The organism is Eisenbergiella sp. OF01-20 (assembly GCF_003478085.1).
In the GTDB taxonomy this organism is placed as follows: Bacteria; Bacillota; Clostridia; order Lachnospirales; family Lachnospiraceae; genus Eisenbergiella.
Genome location: NZ_QUES01000002.1, coordinates 48591 through 67190, shown reverse-complemented (window position 1 = coordinate 67190; position 18600 = coordinate 48591). Strand labels below are relative to the sequence as shown.

Genomic DNA, 18600 nt, shown 5'->3' with positions numbered 1-18600 from the left:
AAGGCAAGGGCCAAAGATGACGGAGCAGATAGGAAAGGTGACACTGGACTTATCCTTTTACCCCGGAGAAGACTTCTACTGTGACGGCACGGTGGAGGATGAGATACTGGAAATTGTTAAGACATGTCCTCCGGAGGATTATCAGAAAAAGATTGAGGAGAAACACAGCTGGCCTGTGTTTTATCATCTTTCTCCCCAAAGGCAGAATATCGTATCCTGGCTTCCTATGGATAAAAATACAAAGGTGCTGGAGGTGGGAAGCGGCATGGGGGCCGTTACCGGCGCTCTCGCGGAAAAGGCCGGCAGCGTGACCTGTGTGGATTTGTCTAAAAAAAGGAGCCTTATCAACGCTTACCGCAATCAGAAATATGATAATGTGACCATTTATGTGGGCAATTTTAATGATATTGAGCCTGTACTTCCCTGTGATTATGATTATGTATTGCTCATAGGTGTTTTTGAGTACGGGCAGAGCTATATCCCCACGAAAACCCCTTATGAGGATTTTTTGAACATTAACCAGAAACATGTGAAAAAAGACGGGAATCTGGTTATTGCCATAGAAAACAAAATGGGGATGAAATACTGGGCCGGCTGTGCGGAGGATCATCTTTCCCAATTTTTTGCAGGGATTGAGGATTATCCCGACGGCGGTGCGGTGCGTACCTTTACCCGGGGCGGGCTGGAAAAGCTTCTGCATAAATGCGGCATCCCCGACTATCATTTTTATTATCCCTATCCGGACTATAAATTTACGGATACCATCTATTCGGACAGGCGTCTGCCCAAGGTGGGAGAGCTGAGTAAAAACCTGCGTAATTTTGATGCGGACCGGATGCTGCTTTTTGATGAAAAAAATGCGTTTGATATGGTGATAAGGGAAGGCATTTTCCCCATGTACAGCAACTCCTATCTGGTGATGACCGGCCCCCCGCCGGAGACTGTTTACACCAAATTTTCCAACGACCGGGCGGAAATTTATGCCATCCGTACGGATATCCTGGAAGCCGGCAGCCGTCCCGGAGAGTCCTGCAGGGGGGATAAAAAACGCTGTGTGCGCAAATATCCTGCCTGTCCTGCAGCCGTGGAGCATGTGCAGAATATTTATGAATATTATAAAAAATTGAAAAAAAGATTCGAGGGAAGCGGTCTTTTTATCAATGATTGTCATCTGATAAAAGACGGGTATTCGCTGCCTTATGTGCAGCTGGAATATCTGGAGGGCTGTACCCTTGAGGAAATGCTGGACGAATGCCTGGAGGAAGAGGATATGGACTCCTTCCAAAGGCTGTTTGGCGAATATCTGGATAAAATCAGCTACAGGGCCTGGCAGCCGGTAGCGGATTATGATTTGGTTTTCGGCAATATCCTGGTGGATAAGGATGGCAGATGGAATCTGATCGATTACGAATGGACCTTCGAGGAATGTGTGGACACAAACGCGCTGGCCTTCCGTGCGCTGTACTGCTACCAGATGGGCAGCGGAAAGCGTAAGAAGCTCGTCCTGGAGGACTGGGTGAAAAAACTGGGGATACAGGAGGAAGCAGCGAAGGAATACCGGGCAAGGGAACGCAGGTTCCAGAAAGCAGTCACCGGCAACCGGGTGTCTGTTTCCGATATGAGGGTTCTGCTGGGGAGAAGGGCTATTCCCTGGCAGGGATTTTTTTCGGATGTGGAAAATAATAAGGTACAGATTTTTGAAGATTATGGCTCCGGCTATAAACCGGAGCATTCCTACTATCTTTATCTCAGTTATCTGGTAGGGGGGCGGATGCGTGTCTGTGTACCTGTGAAGGAAGCCGTGAAAGGGATCCGCATTGATCCGGCAGAAGATTCCTGCCTGGTGCGGATGCTGACGGCCAGGCTGAATGAAAGGCAGCTTCCCCTGGAAGAACGCGCATATCTGGCAATGAACGGCTGGGAACTCAGCGGGAAAAAGGAGAAAAAACCAGTGTTCTTTTTCCACACCAAGGATCCCAATATCAATATCAGGCTGGAAAACGTACCGCGTAACGGGGAAGAGATACTGGAGGTAGAGTTTGAGATAGAAAGGCTGTCGGAGGAAACGGCATCCGCACTGGATGCGAATCTGAAAAGGAGGCACTGGTTTTGAACCTGAAAAAAACATTGCAGGCTCCGATGCGGAGAAGACAGGTAAGAAAGTATGAAGAACGGATAAACAGCCAGACGGTGGCTTACCATGACTGGATTATAAAAAAAGAAAAGCAAGAAAGGGAAGCAAACTTCCCCGAAGAAACCTCTCCGGAAGGCAGGACCCTTCAGGGACAGGCGCTCTCCATGGAATATATCGCTTACAGCGGGTGCGGGGAACACTTTTCCCTGAAGGATGTGGAAGCGGATCTGGCTGTTTTTTACGGGGACGGCGGAAAGCCGGATAAGGAAGAGATGGAACGTATGGCGGACTATTTTGCCCGCCGTCCCCAGGTCCTGATCGCCTATAGCGACGAGGATGAAATAGATACGGTATCCGGGGAGCCGCGCCGTAAAAATCCCTGGCTGAAGCCGGACTGGTCGCCGGACACTTTGCTTTCCTATTTCTATTTCGGGAACCTGTTTGCGGTACGGACCAAAGCCTGCCGGGAAATTCCCTGGCTTGGAAGCAGGGATTTCCGCAAGAACCTGTACGATTTCTGCCTGAAGGCTGTGGAGCTGGGCGGGAAAGCAGGCCACGCGGACAGCGTCCTTTTCCACAATACAAGCCCGATCTGTCCTTTTGGGATGGAAGAAAAATACGAGGATATCAAAAAAGCGGCCTACATAAGACGAGGATGGCCTTTGAGGCCGGAAGGCATGGTGTCGATCGTGATACCCTCCAAGGATAACCCGGGGGTCCTGTCCACATGTATCCATTCGATTCTGGAGGCCAGCACCTACCGGAATTTTGAGATTATAGTGATTGACAACGGAAGCAGCATTAAAAATAAGGAGCGTATCCATCTGATGCTTTCCCAGATGCAGGAGGAATGCCGGTTCCGCTATATTTATGAGCCTATGGAGTTTAATTTTTCCGCCATGTGCAATAAGGGGGCGGCTTTGGCAAAGGGCGATTATATCCTGCTTCTGAATGATGATATTGAAATCATCCAGGAGGACTGGCTGGATAAAATGCTGGAAAAGGCCATGCTTCCTCATGTGGGGGCAGTGGGGGTAAAGCTGCTGTATCCGGGCAGCCATACCATCCAGCATGCGGGGATTACCAACATCCGCCTGGGCCCTGCGCATAAGCTCCAGTTCCGGGATGACCGCACGGATTATTATTTTCTGCGCAACCGGCTGAGCTTTGATGTGCTGGGAGTGACAGGCGCCTGCCTCATGGTAAAGAAAAACGTGTATGAAGCGGCGGGCGGCTTGTCCGAATCTCTCCGGGTGGCATTTAATGACGTGGAATTCTGCTATCATTTATATGAAATGGGCTTTGTCAATGTTGTGAGAAACGATGTTGCCCTTTACCACCATGAATCCCTGAGCCGGGGGATGGATGACAGTGTGGAGAAGCTCAAGAGGCTCCACCAGGAGCTGGATATGCTCTATGAAATGCATCCTTCCTTATATGCACAGGATCCTTTTTACCACCGTTATCTGGTAAGGGATGTGCTGGATCAGGAGTTCTATGCCGGGAACCGGTATGAATATACCGACCGTTGTGATACCGTGGAGCCGGAAGCTCTGCGGGACGGTCTGCAGCCGGAATGGAGCAACGAGGTGCTGCGCATGGGGATAGAGTTCGCCGGGGATTTGTGTAAATGGGAGACCGGGAAGAGCGGCGGCGGTAATTATTTTATCCAGGGCTGGTGTTATGCCCTGCAGGTAGATAACAGCCAGTACCGTTTTCATGTATTGCTGAAGCCCGTAGGGCGGGACGACGGCCCGGTAAAGGATACGGAGGACGGGGAAAGTGCGGTGTGGAAGCTTCCTGTGAACCGGCAATACCGGCCGGACATCCAGGAAAACCTGGGGCATCTGCAGATGGTGGCGCTTACCGGCGTCTGTCTGCAGTTTGACAGGGAGGCGCTGCCTGAAGGGGAATACCTGATCGGTTTTCTCTGGGAGGACTGCTGTTCCAGACAGAAGCTGTATCAATGGACGGCGGAAACTATGGTAATCGTTCCCTGAAACGGTATGGAAAAGAGGCAGGTTGTATGGATCAAAACAAGAATGAGCAAAAGGAAGAACCGTTTGTACCAAAGGACGGTGCGGTTCTTCCTGAAAAGGATTATAAAGAGGCGTATGAGCAGGAGCATTATAAGAGCACATATCTGGCAGGCCGTGTAGCGGATCTGGAGGATAAAGTGGACGATCTGCAGTTCAAGCTGGACAGGATCAAGAATAATCCGTTCTGGAAGGCGAGCACACCGTTGCGCAAGGGGATGCACTTCTGTATCCGTCAGGTGGATCGGGTGAAAAACTGCGGCAGCATCGGCGGTGTGATGACCAAAGTAAAGTATAAGGCGAATGAGCGCAAGGCTATGAAGCATTACGGTACGGAGAGCTTTCCTTCGGAAGAGGAAAGGAAGGCTCAGGAGGAAACGGTTTTCCCCAAAATGGTGAAAATCAGTATTCTTACCCCGCTCTGGAATACGCCGGAGAATTTCCTGCGGGAAATGATAGGTTCGGTACAGGCACAGACGTATAAGAACTGGGAGCTTTGCCTTGCCGACGGTTCGGACGATGCCCATAGTTATGTAGGCCAAATCTGCCGGGAACTGGCGGAAAAGGATAAGCGTATCTGTTACAAGAAGCTGGAAAAGAACGAGGGGATTGCCGGAAATACCAATCAGTGTCTCACGCAGGCTACGGGGGAATTCATCGGTCTGTTTGATCATGACGACTTGCTCCATCCCTGCGCCCTTTACGAATACGTGAAGGCAATCAATGAGAAAAATGCGGATTATGTCTATTGTGACGAAGCAACCTTCAAAAACGGGGACATCAACCAGATGATCACCATGCATTTTAAGCCGGATTATGCGATTGATAATCTGCGGGCCAACAATTATATCTGCCATTTCAGTGTATTTTCCAGAGAACTGCTGGACGGGACGCAGCTGTTTAACACCAAGTTCGACGGAAGCCAGGATCATGACATGATCCTGCGCCTGACGGATCGTGCCGGGCATGTGGTTCATGTACCAAAGCTTCTCTATTATTGGCGCTGGCATCCGGGCAGTGTGGCCTCCGGCATTGAAGCCAAGCCTTATGCTATTGAATCGGCAAGGGGAGCGGTGGCGGACCATCTGCGTAAACATGGGTTTTCCCATTTTACCATTACCAGTACCCGGGCTTTTGAGACGATTTTTAAGATTACCTATGAGATTATCGGCGAACCGAAAATATCCATTATCATCCCCAATAAGGATCATGTTGAGGATCTGCGGCGCTGTATTTCTTCTATTATAGAGAAATCCACCTATGACAATTATGAGATCGTGGTGGTGGAGAATAACAGTGAGACAAAGGAGATTTTTTCCTATTATGAAGAATTGGGAAATAATCCGTCTATCCGGGTGGTGACTTACGAAGGGGAGTTTAATTACTCTGCCATCAACAATCTGGGTGCGGCCCATGCCGCCGGCGACTATGTGCTGCTTCTGAACAACGATACCCAGGTAATCACCGTGAACTGGATGGAAGAACTGCTTATGTATGCCCAGCGCAGTGACGTGGGAGCAGTGGGAGGAAAGCTTTATTACGGGGATAAAACCATCCAGCATGCCGGTATTGTGATCGGGCTGGGCGCCCACCGGACCGCAGGCCATACTCACTACCGCCAGAAACGGGAAAATCTGGGATATATGGGCAGGCTGTGCTACGCCCAGGATGTATCCGCGGTGACCGGCGCCTGCCTGCTGGTGAAAAAGGCGCTGTACCGGGAGGCAGGCGGCCTGGACGAAGGCTTTGCCGTTTCCCTTAATGATGTGGATTTTTGCCTGAAGCTCCGGAAATTGGGATATCTGAATGTATTCACTCCTTTTGCGGAACTTTACCATTATGAATCCGTATCCAGGGGCCTGGATACGGATGGGGCCAAAGCGGCGAGATATAATGAGGAATCCGCCAGGTTCCGGGAAAAGTGGAAGGAATTGCTGGAAGCAGGGGATCCATACTACAATCCGAATTTCACATTAGATAAAAGCGACTATTCTTTACGGGTTTAATGTTTTGTAGTATACTGATAGCAAATCAGCCGGGGAAGGACACGCAACCGGATAAATTCTGTAATTTGATTTGACTTTGGCAACCATAAATAGAGGGCCGCAGACGGCGGCGGAAAAGGAGGAGAAATACATGGGATTTATGGAGGAATACAAATTCTGGCTGGAAAATGATTATTTTGACCGGGAGACCAAAGAAGAACTGAAGAAAATCGAAGGCAATGAGGCGGAAATCGAGGATCGTTTTTATAAGGATCTGGAGTTTGGCACCGGAGGCCTGCGCGGAGTAATCGGGGCAGGAACCAACCGGATGAATATTTATACGGTCAGAAAAGCAACCCAGGGCCTGGCCAACTACATCAAAAAACAGGGCGGAGAGAAGAAGGGGGTTGCTATCGCGTATGATTCCCGTTTCATGTCTCCTGAATTCGCGGATGTGGCAGCTCTCTGTCTTGCGGCCAACGGTATCAAGGCGTATGTATTTGACGAGCTTAGGCCTACCCCGGAGCTTTCATTTGCCCTGCGCACGCTGGGCTGTATTTCCGGTATCGTGGTAACCGCTAGCCATAACCCGCCGGAATACAACGGATATAAGGTTTATTGGGAGGACGGCGCTCAGGTTACCTCTCCCAAGGATAAGGAAATTATCGATGAAGTGAAAGCGGTGACCGATTACGCTAAGGTTCTGACCATGGACAAAGAGGCGGCTGTGGCAGCAGGGCTGTATCAGGTAATCGGCGCTGAAATAGACGATGCCTACATGGTGGAACTGAAAAAGCAGATCATCCACCCGGAAGTGATCCGGGAAATGGCGGATGAGATCAAGATCGTATATACCCCCTTCCATGGCACCGGCAATAAGCCCGTTAGAAGAGTCCTTTCCGAACTTGGTTTCAAGCATGTATATGTGGTTCCCGAGCAGGAGCTTCCGGATCCGGAGTTCACCACCCTGGATTATCCCAACCCGGAAGATCCCAAGGCATTTACCCTGGCGCTGAAGCTGGCTAAGGAAAAAAATGCGGATATCGTTATGGCTACCGATCCGGATGCGGATCGCCTGGGAATTTATGCCCTGGATACCAAGAGCGGCGAGTATGTGCCTTTTACCGGTAATATGTCCGGTATGCTCATCGCAGAATACATTTTAAGGGAACGCACCGCAACAGGCACGATGCCTGGTAACCCGGCTATGGTAAAAACCATAGTTACCACCAATATGGCCGATCCTATTGCTGCAGATTATAACGTAAAATTAATCGAAGTATTAACCGGGTTCAAGTATATCGGAGAACAGATCAAGCTGTTTGAAGAGACCGGATCCAATCATTATGTATTCGGACTTGAGGAAAGCTACGGCTGTCTGGCCGGAACCCATGCAAGGGATAAGGACGCCGTCGTTGCAGTTATGTGTCTCTGCGAGGTTGCCGCATGGTGTAAAAAGCACGGCTTGACACTGTGGGATAAGATGGTTGAGCTGTACGAGAAATACGGATATTTTAAAGAAGATCTGTACACCATTACGTTAAAGGGGATTGACGGTTCCAAGCAGATCGGTGAGATGATGGATAAGCTGCGGAAGAACCCGCCTTCCTGCTTCGGGGATCTGGAGGTTATCAACGTAAGGGATTATGCGACCGGAATTACCAGGGAACTGGCTACCGGCAAGGAATCCCCCACCGGCCTTCCGGAATCCAACGTATTATATTTTGATTTGACCAACGATTCCTGGTGCTGTGCAAGACCTTCGGGAACAGAGCCTAAAATCAAGTTTTATATGGGTGTAAAGGGAACAAGCCTGGAGGATGCCAAAGCCAGGAATGAAAAGCTGACGGAAGAGTTAAAAGCAGTAATTGAAGCATAAAATTTTGTTGTAAACGGCAGTAGCCAAGTGGACCGGAGGACCCTGGGGTCTTTGTAACGTTTGGGTCGTTGCCCGTAAAAAGGAAATGAAACAGATGCAGCCAGGTACCGGTGTTCATCCGTTTATTGGATGGACACCGCTTCTTGCCTTTCGGGGAGCGGCCGTATATCCCGGAACCGTACGTCTGCCGCCCTTCCTGCCGCCTGTTTGACCTGCCGTGTCTCATCCGTCCGGGGCCGCCGGAGATGCTTCCTCTCGGGTGCCATTATACCGGGCGTTCCGATGAGCCCAAAGCAAAAAAATGTCAGGAATGCCTTCCATTTTTCAGGTCTCCTCTTCACGGTATAAAAGGCGCCCGGGAGGAAGCATCTCCGGCGGCCCCGGACGGATGAGACACGGCAGGCCAAACAGGCGGCAGGGAGGGCGGCAGACGTACGGTCCCGGAATATACGGGGGAAGGTATTGCAACATATCAAGTAAGAGGCTGTGCGTTTGCTGTATAGGTCATGAGAACGTGTGGAGGAAGCAGGAGACAGATGATATGGGACAGGTTTTCCGTTTATCCAATTGGATAAAGGCATTTCGGTATTTGAAGAAGAATGGAATACGGGCGGCGGTCTGGGCGGTACAGGAGCGTGTGCTGCAGGAACGTAAGGCCGTCTGGCAGTACCGTAGGCCTGACAGGGAGGTTCTGGAGGCGCAGCATATGGAAGCAGTCGCAGCCAGGGAACCGCTTGTGTTCAGTATTGCGGTGCCTGCCTTTCAAACCAACCCGGTTTATTTGAAGGAACTGCTGGATTCCCTTCAGGAGCAGTCTTACCCTTACTGGGAGCTTTTGCTGGCGGACGCAGGCGGGAGCGACGGAATGGAGAAGGCAGTCCGGGAGCGTGCGGATGAGCGGATCCGCTATATCCGGCTTCCTGCCAACGAAGGCATTGCGGGGAATACCAATGCTGCGATCCGGGAGGCTTCGGGAAGCTATATCGGGCTTCTGGATCATGATGATGTGTTGACTCCGGACGCGCTGTATGAAATGGCCCGGGCAATACGGGAAAAAGAGGAAAAAGGGATCCGTCCGGTATTCCTGTATTCTGACGAAGATAAATGGGATGGGGAAGAAAACTATTATGAGCCGCACAGGAAGCTGGATTTTAATCTGGATCTGCTGTTATCCAATAACTATATCTGCCATTTCCTGGTTATGGATGCCACGCTGATGAAGAGGCTTCTGCTCCGGCCGGGATTTGACGGCGCGCAAGATTACGATCTCGTGCTGCGTGCCTCGGAAGGTGTGCTGCATGGCAGGCCGGAGGAAGCCTATGTACACATTCCCAAAGTGCTGTATCACTGGCGCTGCCACAGGGAATCCACCGCTTCCAATCCTGCAAGCAAAAGCTATGCATATGAAGCAGGGCGCAGGGCTTTGGAGGATTTTGCCCGGAGACAGGGGTGGACGGTAAGGGTAGCGGATACCAGACACCTGGGCTTTTACCGCATGGAATTCTTACCGGATCCTCTGTCCCAGAGAGCGGATCTTGCCGCGGTTGCCGGCCCTCTGCCGCCGGCAGGAGGCAGGCTGGTCAGCGGTATTTATGAAAAAGAAGAAGGCGGAAACGTACAGATGCGTTTCCGGGGACTGCGCCGCCGCTTCAGCGGCTACATGCACAGAGCCGTTCTCCTTCAGGATGTGGAAACTGCCGACATTCGTACTATGCAGGTCCGTCCCCAGTGGGAGAAGGCACTGGGCAAAGCCCTTCAGGAAATCAGAGCCGGCGCGGACGCGGCCCTGATCAGCAGGAATTTTTGTGAACGGCTGAGAAAAGAAGGCGGCCGCATTCTGTGGGATCCATACAGGAAAGAAGGAAACCAGTGAAAACTACTGTAATAATACCTAATTATAACGGCATAGATTACCTGGAAAACTGCCTCCGTTCCCTGGAAGGCTGTTTTGGGGACAAGCCTCCTGCTTTTGAAGTATGCATAATTGACAATGGTTCCGAAGACGGAAGCCCTGAAATGGCCGAACGGCTTTTTCCCTGGGTCAGACTCATCCGTTTCCCGGAAAACAGGGGCTTTTGTGCCGCCGTAAATGAAGGCATCACCAGGGCAGAGACACCCTATGTATTTCTTTTGAATAATGATACCACCGTCGATCCGGGTTGTATCCGCAGACTGGAACGCCGTATGGACAACGATTCACGCCTGTTTTCCGTAGCCGTGAAAATGCTTTCCATGCGGCAGCCGGACATCTTAGACGGGGCCGGCGACCGTTACAACGCCCTTGGATGGGCCTTTGCCATAGGAAAAGGCCGCCCGTCCGCTGACTACAATACCCCCATGCCCGTTTTTTCCGCCTGCGCCGGAGCCGCCCTTTACCGCAAGGCTTACCTGGAAAAAACAGGCCTGCTGGACGAACTTCATTTTGCCTATCTGGAGGATGTGGATTTAGGCTACCGCGCCCGCATTGCAGGCTACAGAAACAGCTACGAGCCTACCGCTAAAGTCTATCATGCAGGAAGCGCTTCCACCGGATCCCGTTACAATCCGTTTAAAATTACCCACTCCTCCCGCAACAGCATTTATCTCATTTACAAAAACATGCCGTTTTTCCAATTATTACTAAACCTTCCCTTTCTGGCTGCCGGTTTTTTTATTAAAACCCTCTTTTTCTGCACCAAAGGCTATGCCGGCGTTTACCTGAAGGGACTGGGCAAAGGCTTCAAACTCTGTCTGACTCCCGAAGCCCGCCAAAGAAAAGTCCGTTTCAAACCCGCTAATTTCGGGCACTATATAACCATACAGCTGGAATTATGGATCAATATTTTCAGACGCCGCTGAAATTCGTAATTCAGATTAAAAAAGGAAGACACATCTTGTCAATCTGCACCGGTAAATCCCTCCACCTTTGGCGGATTTTGTCGATTAAGGAAAATTTAAGTTGTGCTTTTAAAAGGATTATTGTACAATACAATTTGTATATGGAGAAACAGGTGAAGCCATGATAAAGGACAACCAGCAATACTTTAACAGATTGCATGTTGTTGTAGATGCGTTTGTTATTGCAGGCTCCTATATACTTGCGTGGTATTTATTTATAGGGAGCACCTTGAACAATACAGGTCCTGAGGTGGGCGTTCTGGATATGAAGGTATATTTCAGCGCCCTGTATTTTGTTGTACCTGGATATTTGATTTTGTATTACTGGTTCAAGCTCTACTCGCCTAAAAGGGTGCAGCGGAATGAGACGGAGATTGTAAATGTATGTAAGGCCAATATTGTTGGCGTTACTATTTTTCTTGCTGTATTGTTTATGGTAAACAATACCGTGGATTCGTTTCAGGTCCATGACTTTTCCCGTGGTATGGTCGGTGTTTTCTGTGTGCTGAACACAGTGGCAACACTGATTATGCGAGCGCTGATCCGGTATCTGCTTCATTTTGTGAGAAAAAAAGGATATAATCTCAAATATATCCTTCTCATAGGATATTCCCGTGCGGCGGAGGAATATATCAACCGAATCAATGCCAATCCCCAATGGGGATATGTGGTAAGAGGGATTCTGGATGATAAAGTGCCAAGAGGAGCAACCTATAAAGGAGTAAAGGTTTTAGGATCTATCAATAACCTGCTTTATATACTGCCGGAAAACAAGCTGGATGAAATTGCCATTACGCTCTCCCTGGAAAGCTATGACAGGCTGGAGGAGCTGGTGGATTTATGCGAAAAATCAGGTGTTCATACCAAGTTTATACCGGATTACAACAGCCTGATACCCGGACGGCCTTATATGGAGGATCTGATGGGGCTGCCCGTAATCAATATACGCTATGTACCGCTTTCCAATACGCTCAGCGCGCTGGCCAAGCGATGTGTGGATCTTGTGGGAGCCTTTTTCGGCCTGATTCTGATATCGCCTGTCCTGCTGTTGGTGGCAATTATGGTAAAGGCTACCAGCAAAGGGCCGGTTATTTTTAAACAGGAAAGAGTGGGGCTTCATAATAAGCCCTTTATGATGTACAAATTCCGTACTATGTGTATACAACAGCCGGGTGATGAAAAAAAGGGTTGGACCGTAAAAGGGGATCCTCGTATTACCCGTGTGGGTGCTTTCCTGCGGAGGACCAGCCTGGATGAGCTGCCTCAGCTGTTTAATGTCCTGATTGGGGATATGAGTCTGGTGGGTCCAAGACCGGAACGTCCCCAGTTTGTGGAGAAATTCCGGGAAGAGATCCCCCGTTATATGATAAAGCATCAGGTCCGGCCGGGGATGACCGGCTGGGCGCAGATAAACGGCTACCGTGGGGATACCTCCATACGCAAGCGGATAGAGTACGATATATACTATATTGAAAACTGGAGCATGGCTCTTGATTTAAAAATCCTCTTCCTGACGGTTTTTAAAGGATTTATCAATGAGAATGCTTATTGAGCAGTGGCGGTTTTGCCACGTTAGAATACAATAAACAGGAGAAAAAGATATGGCATCATCATCGAGAAACAACGGAGGAAGCCGGAACGCGAATTCCCGTAACAGCAGCAGAGAACACCGAAATACCGATTCCCGTGACGGTTACAGAGAATCACGCAGTTCTGATTCCAGAAACGGTTACAGTAAGACCAGGGATTCGGATTCCCGCAATGGTTATGGAGACGGCCGCAGTTCCGGTCCCAAAAACAAAAAAGCAATGTCTAAAAAGAGAAAGGCCAGGAAGAGAAGGCGGATTATTATGTTCACCATCGAAATGGTCGCTCTTGTGGTATTGGGAGTTGTTCTCTGGGCGGTGCTGAAGCAGACTACGATACAGAAAATCAATGTTAATGAAGAAGATATTGTCATCAACGATACGGTTGAGAATAACGTTGCCATGAAGGGCTACCGAAATATTGCACTCTTCGGTATTGATGCCAGGGATGATAACCTGGGCAAAGGAAACCGCTCCGATACCATCATGATAGCTTCCATCAATCTGGATACGGGTGAAGTGAAAATCTGCAGCGTATATCGTGATACGTATATGAACCTGGGAAATGACAAGTACAGCAAATGCAATGCAGCCTATGCAAACGGCGGGCCGGAGCAGGCAATCAGCATGCTGAACATGAACCTGGATATGAATATCACCAATTATGTAAGTATCGGTTTCAACGGCCTGATAGATGTCATCAACAGCCTTGGCGGTGTGGAAATTGATGTCAAGGAAGAGGAAATCAAGCATCTGAATAATTACCAGGCAAGTATGTACAGTACGGAAACCAAAGAGAGGCTGACGGATGATTATGTTAAGGTAACCAAGCCGGGACTGCAGACACTCAACGGCATGCAGGCTACCGCATACTGCCGTATCCGGGCAACCGCAGGCGATGACTTTAAACGTGCGGAAAGACAGAGAACAGTGCTTCTTGCGTGTCTCGCCAAAGCCAGAAGCGCATCGGTATCGACCCTGAGCGCCACCCTGGACAGTGTTCTTCCCCATGTGGCCACGAATTTGGATTCAGGAGAAATGCTCAGTGTATTAAAGGATCTGGCATCCTATGAGGTTGTGGCAACGGATGGTTTCCCGTTTGAGACGAACCGTGTAACCGGAAAGGTGGGCAAGGCAGGCAGTTGTGTTATCCCCACTTCCCTGGAGGATAACGTAGTCCTTCTTCACAAGTTTTTCTTTGCGCAGGAGGAATATACCCCCTCTCCTTCGGTTAAGAGCTACAGTGCAAAAGTCTCCAGCGATACCGGAAGATAGGATACCGCAAAAAAATAGTACGTTACAATGAGCTAAAAGGGGCCAATCCAAGGCCCCTTTTTCTAAAGTTACAGGCAAATGCAGGGAACAGGAAACCTTCAGAAAGATCCGAACGGTTTCTTATGCAGATGCAGTGCGGCGGAAGAAAGGAATTGGAAAATGAAAGTAGATGTCATTATACCGACCTACAAGCCGGAAGACAGATTCCTGGAATTGATAAAACGCCTGGAAAAGCAGACGCTGAAGCCGGAGCGGATTATTATTATGAATACGGAAGAAAAATATTTTGAAAAGCTTCTGTACGGTACGGATTTTGCCAGGGAACACCCGGAAGTAGAGGTCCATCATCTTTCCAAAAGGGAGTTCGATCATGGAGGTACCCGGAATACGGGTGTGTCCCACAGCAGCGGTGATGTATTTGTCTGTATGACCCATGATTGTCTTCCGGCGGACAGCAGGCTTCTGGAAGAGCTTGTGAGGGCGCTTACGGCGGAGGAGGATATCGCGGTCTCCTATGCCAGACAGCTGCCGGAAAAAGACAGCGGTGAAATCGAACGGTATACCAGACAGTACAATTATCCGGAGGAAAGCTGCGTCAAAGGAAAGGAGCAGCTGCCGGAAATGGGAATTAAAACGTATTTCTGTTCCAATGTATGCGCCGCTTATAAAAAAGAAGTGTATCGGAATCTGGGCGGCTTTGTGAAGCATACGATTTTTAACGAGGATATGATTTATGCGGCGGGCGCGGTTCAGGCCGGATGGAAAATCGCTTATGCGGCGGATGCCCGTGTCTATCATTCCCATAATTATTCCTGTGCGGATCAGTTTCACCGTAATTTTGACAATGGGGTTTCCCAGGCCAGCCACCCGGAGGTGTTTTCCGGGATTCCCGCGGAGTCGGAGGGCATGAAGCTGGTGAAGATGACAGCTTCCCATCTGTTTGCGGTCCATAAGCCCTGGCTTGTTGCAAAGCTGATTGCTGCAAGCGGAGCCAAATATATGGGCTTTCTGTTGGGAAAGCATTACAAAAGCCTGCCTGCTGGGCTGGTGAGGGCATGCAGCATGAATAAAGATTATTGGAGGTAACGTATGTGCGGAATAGTAGGCTATATCGGTAAAAGCCAGGCGGCGCCTGTTGTCCTGGACGGACTTTCCAGGCTGGAGTACAGAGGGTATGATTCGGCCGGGATGGCTATCTTTGACGGCGAGAAAATTAACATTACAAAATCCGTAGGAAGGCTGAAGGTTTTGCAGGAGCTGACTCACGACGGGGCTACCATGCCCGGGACACTGGGAATCGGCCATACCCGGTGGGCGACACACGGAGCGCCGAACGATGTGAATTCCCACCCTCATTTTAATGCGAAGGGCACCATAGCGGTGGTACATAATGGGATTATTGAAAACTATCTGCCGCTGAAAAAGAAGCTGGAGGGCAGGGGATATCAGTTTGTGTCGGAAACGGACACAGAAGTGCTGGCCCATATGCTGGACTATTATTATAAAGGGGATCCGATGGTGGCGATCACCAAGGTGCTTCACCGCGTGGAAGGTTCTTACGCGCTGGGGATTTTGTTCGCGGACTATCCGGATGTAATGTTTGCGGTAAGAAAAGACAGCCCGCTCATTGTGGGACAGAACGGGGAGGGCTGCTTTATTGCCTCCGACGTTCCGGCAATTCTGAAATATACAAGAACGGTTACTTATATTGAGAACCAGGAGATCGCCCGCCTGACGCCGGAAGGCTTCCGTATTTACAATGTGGATGAAGAAGAGGTGGAAAAAGAGGCGGTGACCATCGATTGGGATGCGGAGGCGGCGGAAAAAGCCGGTTACGAGCATTTCATGCTGAAAGAAATGTATGAGCAGCCCAAAACGGTGGCGGATACCTTAAGCCCCAGGATCAAGGGGAATGATATTGTTATCGAAGAACTGGGAATGAGTGATGCCGGGCTGCTAGCCATAAAGAAAATCCATATTGTGGCCTGTGGATCCGCCTACCATGCCGGAGTGACCGGAAAATATGTACTGGAAGGGCTGGCACGTATCCCGGTGGAGGTTGATCTGGCCTCTGAATTCCGTTACAGGGACCCCATTCTGGAAGAGGGGGCTATGGTGGTGGTCATCAGCCAGTCAGGGGAGACGGCCGATACTCTCGCGGCATTGAGGGAATCCAAGAAAAGAGGCTTCCAGGTTCTGGGCATTGTGAATGTGGTGGGCAGTTCCATTGCAAGGGAAGCGGATCATGTGATGTATACCTGGGCCGGGCCGGAAATTGCGGTCGCCACTACAAAGGCCTACAGCGCACAGCTGATTGCGCTGTACCTGCTTGCTTTGAAATTTGCCAGGGTAAAAGGGGCGGTATCGGAGACGGACTTCCGTGATATGCTTGCGGATCTGGGCCGCCTTCCGGATCAGATTGAGCTGCTTTTGAATAATAAAAACCGGATACAGCGTTTTGCCAACCGTTATATTGCGGCAAAAGATGTTTTCTTTATCGGAAGAGGGATCGATTATGCGATTTCCATGGAGGGTTCCCTGAAGCTGAAGGAAATTTCTTATATCCATTCCGAGGCCTATGCGGCAGGCGAACTGAAGCACGGTACGATATCCCTGATTGAAGAGGGAACTCTGGTGGCTGCGGTATCCACACAGCCGGCCCTTTATAAAAAAACAATAAGCAATATGGTGGAAGTGAAATCAAGAGGTGCCTTTTTGCTGGCGGTTACCTGCGAAGGAAACCGGGAAATTGAAAAGGCGGCGGATTATGTTATTTACATTCCCCGGACCAATCCCTTTTTTGCCAATTCCCTTGCGATTATCCCGCTCCAGCTTTTCAGCTACTATGTCGCGGTAGGTAAGGGCTGCGATGTGGATAAGCCGAGAAATCTGGCAAAATCCGTAACTGTGGAATAATATGGATTTGTTATGACCGGAAAAGGGTATAAAAAGCCCTTCTCCGGTATTTTTTATCGATTTAACATATTTTCTATAGATTTATCACAGAAAGAACACAATTCCTGTTTATACTGTAACCAGATAGAAAAAGAAAGATACAAACAGGAGAAGAAAAGAGGGAAACGATATGTTTGATAACAATAATTATTCAAACGAAAATCCAACAGAACAAAATAATTCGCAGACTGTCCAGAGCGGCAGTGGTGCTGCTCATACAGAAAACAATAACGGACAGACGGCAGGGAGTGCTTCGGGAAGCTATTCCGGCGTGAATCAGGGCGGCTGCCAGAATAATCCCGGCGGACAGTATACCGGTGGTTATCAGAACGGCGCCGGCAGCCAGGGCGGTTATCAGAACGGCACGCAGGGGCCATATCAGGCCGGAGGCTACCAGGCCGGAGGATACCAGAGCGGCGGTTATCCGGGCGGAAACGGTGCCGGCGGACAGCCGCATGGGAATTACAGCGGCTACAGCAGCTACCAGTCCCATCAGGGGAATTACCAGTATGGAAGCAATTTTTCGGATAATGGGTACGGCACTCCGGGAGGAACCGGACGGCATAATAAGAAAAAGAAGGAAAAGAAGCCCGGAAAGCCTATGAATCCTATATGGAAAAAAGTGATTGCCGTAGTAGTCTGCGGTGTTTTCTTCGGCGTATGCGCGGGTGTCAGTTTCCTGGCGGTGAATTCCCTCGGATCCGGTAACGAGACCAGGCAGATTGCCCAGACCACAGGGGACGCTGCGGAGGGACAGCAGGAAACACAGGCCGGGGCGGCAGAGAGCGATTCCGGCATAAAGTCCACGGTAACGCAGGGAACATCCAGCGCGGTGGTGACGGATGTGACGGAAGTGGTGGAAAACACCATGCCTTCCATCGTTTCCATTACGAACCAGATGATCATATCCGGTACGGATTTCTGGGGACAGAATATGCAGCAGGAGCAGGAGGCGGCAGGCAGCGGTATTATCATCGGGGAAAATGACGATGAACTGTTGATTGTGACAAATAACCATGTGGTTGCGGATTCCAATAAGATTTCGGTAAAATTTATAGATGATGAAGTGGTGGAAGCCCAGATTAAAGGCACCAGCCCTTCCATGGATTTGGCAGTGTTAGCTGTTAAGCTTTCGGATGTGCAGGAAACCACCAAAGGCAGCATCGCCATTGCCACAATGGGAGACTCCGACACCCTGAAGGTAGGGGAGCCGGTTATCGCCATCGGGAATGCCCTTGGTTACGGACAGTCGGTTACAACAGGCGTGGTAAGCGCCCTGAACCGTACCCTGGAGGTGAGTGAAACCGGCACCAGCAATGCGCTGATTCAGACGGATGCGGCGATTAATCCCGGTAATTCCGGCGGTGCGCTTCTGGATATCAAAGGACAGGTAATCGGTATCAACTCCAACAAAATCGGCGGAAGTACCGTGGAAGGCATGGGGTACGCCATCCCTATTTCCTCCGCCCAGCCTATTATTGAAGAGCTGATGAACCAGGAAACGAAGGAAAAGGTAGACGAAGGCAACAGAGGCTTTCTGGGAATCTCCTGCATCAATGTAACCAAGGCCATGGGAGATGCCTACGGAATGCCTGAAGGCATTTATGTGGCGCAGGTATATGCAGGAACCGGCGCGGATAATGCGGGCCTGGTAAAAGGGGATATCATTACCGGTTTTGCAGGCGCCACCGTAACCACCCAGGATGATCTCACCAATTCCATGCAGTATTATGCAATCGGAGATACGGTGGAGCTTACCATCATGCGCGGGAACCCTACGGAAGGGTATCAGGAACAAAAAGTTTCCGTAACGCTTACTTCACAGGAAGCGATGGAAACCACCGGCAGGAACTAAACCGGCATATATGACAGG

Annotated in this window: 11 protein-coding genes; all 11 read left to right on the top strand. The window is 49.9% G+C overall.

Annotated elements, in window-relative coordinates; translation table 11 throughout:
• Positions 1–16: 16 nt before the first annotated feature.
• Positions 17–2113: a class I SAM-dependent methyltransferase gene (locus DXA36_RS03955; protein WP_118676550.1), complete on the top strand. Its 2097-nt coding sequence runs from the start codon at positions 17–19 to the stop codon at positions 2111–2113.
• On the top strand, positions 2110–4134 hold the full coding sequence (locus tag DXA36_RS03950) for a glycosyltransferase family 2 protein (RefSeq protein WP_118676548.1): 2025 nt from the start codon (positions 2110–2112) through the stop codon (positions 4132–4134). The genes DXA36_RS03955 and DXA36_RS03950 overlap by 4 nt, the downstream gene beginning before the upstream one ends.
• A gap of 26 nt (positions 4135–4160) precedes the next feature.
• On the top strand, positions 4161–6176 hold the full coding sequence (locus DXA36_RS03945; protein ID WP_118677099.1) for a glycosyltransferase family 2 protein: 2016 nt from the start codon (positions 4161–4163) through the stop codon (positions 6174–6176).
• A gap of 130 nt (positions 6177–6306) precedes the next feature.
• Positions 6307–8034, top strand: a complete 1728-nt coding sequence (locus DXA36_RS03940; RefSeq protein WP_118677097.1) for a phospho-sugar mutase — start codon at positions 6307–6309, stop codon at positions 8032–8034.
• A gap of 541 nt (positions 8035–8575) precedes the next feature.
• A complete protein-coding gene (locus DXA36_RS03935; RefSeq protein ID WP_182478918.1) occupies positions 8576–9907 on the top strand; it encodes a glycosyltransferase in 1332 nt (443 codons plus the stop codon).
• Positions 9904–10872 (top strand): glycosyltransferase family 2 protein, encoded by a 969-nt coding sequence (locus tag DXA36_RS03930; RefSeq protein WP_118676544.1) that lies wholly within the window; start codon positions 9904–9906, stop codon positions 10870–10872. Before DXA36_RS03935 ends, DXA36_RS03930 begins: the two co-directional genes overlap by 4 nt.
• Before the next feature lie 160 nt (positions 10873–11032).
• Complete coding sequence (locus DXA36_RS03925) at positions 11033–12463, top strand: undecaprenyl-phosphate glucose phosphotransferase (RefSeq protein WP_118676542.1); 1431 nt, start codon at positions 11033–11035, stop codon at positions 12461–12463.
• A gap of 49 nt (positions 12464–12512) precedes the next feature.
• Positions 12513–13772 (top strand): LCP family protein, encoded by a 1260-nt coding sequence (locus tag DXA36_RS03920; protein ID WP_118676540.1) that lies wholly within the window; start codon positions 12513–12515, stop codon positions 13770–13772.
• Positions 13773–13931: 159 nt separating this feature from the next.
• Positions 13932–14858, top strand: a complete 927-nt coding sequence (locus DXA36_RS03915; protein WP_118677095.1) for a glycosyltransferase family 2 protein — start codon at positions 13932–13934, stop codon at positions 14856–14858.
• Between the two features lie 3 nt (positions 14859–14861).
• Complete coding sequence (glmS, locus tag DXA36_RS03910) at positions 14862–16688, top strand: glutamine--fructose-6-phosphate transaminase (isomerizing) (RefSeq protein WP_118676538.1); 1827 nt, start codon at positions 14862–14864, stop codon at positions 16686–16688.
• 169 nt (positions 16689–16857) lie between these two features.
• Positions 16858–18582, top strand: coding sequence for a trypsin-like peptidase domain-containing protein (locus tag DXA36_RS03905; RefSeq protein ID WP_118676536.1), 1725 nt, complete (start codon positions 16858–16860; stop codon positions 18580–18582).
• Positions 18583–18600 lie beyond the last annotated feature (18 nt).